This window comes from Rhodococcus yananensis (genome assembly GCF_020515525.1).
GTDB classification, from domain to species: Bacteria; Actinomycetota; Actinomycetes; order Mycobacteriales; family Mycobacteriaceae; genus Rhodococcus; species Rhodococcus yananensis.
Genome location: NZ_JAIYEP010000175.1, coordinates 1 through 556 on the forward strand (window position 1 = coordinate 1; position 556 = coordinate 556).

Consider the following 556-nt stretch of genomic DNA (forward strand, 5'->3'; position numbering starts at 1 on the left):
AGGCCGGGGGTCATCGAGATCAACGAGGCGTTCGAAGGCGAATGCACCTATGTGTTGTCCACGGACTTCGGGACAGTGCACTATTTGTATTCGACGACGACCTATTCCAAAAAGCCGCTTCCCGTCGACGAGTGGTGCATCGGCGTCGAAGAACTCATCGCCACACTGGAGCCGTTCCTGGAACCCTGATTCCGCGTTCGAGGCACATCATCGGAAGGGGGCTGTACGTTGGGTGATTTCGTCAAGCTCGATCCGGCTGCGATCGAGGAACTCGTCGGAATCTGCAATGAGATCATTACGGAACTGGAAGCGGCCCGGAAAAAGACACGCTACCTTGCCGATCCGAAGGGATTCGGGGACTTCGAGTCGGCCAGGCAGCTCGCTGCGGGGTTCGGGCGTAAGGCGATAGGTCATCCCGCGGCAGCGCACGAGCGTTTCGGGCAGTTCATCGAGGCTTACAGTCAGTTGCGTGACGCGATCAAGGGTGGAGGTGAGGCGTTCCTCGGTGAGGAGTTCGAGTTCGTTCGGCGTCTCCGGAGCGCGGAGGGTGACCGGT

At 59.5% G+C, this 556-nt stretch carries 1 protein-coding gene and 1 pseudogene; one reads left to right on the forward strand and one right to left on the reverse strand.

The genetic code is table 11. The annotated features are described in order from the left end of the window. Positions 1 to 189, forward strand: a pseudogene (locus LDQ05_RS19645) (DUF3558 domain-containing protein); the annotation flags it as partial. Positions 190 to 207: 18 nt separating this feature from the next. On the opposite strand, the gene LDQ05_RS19650 reads toward LDQ05_RS19645, so the two are convergent. After that, a partial coding sequence (locus LDQ05_RS19650) for a hypothetical protein (protein WP_226438627.1) occupies positions 208 to 556 on the reverse strand: 349 nt, incomplete at its 5' end.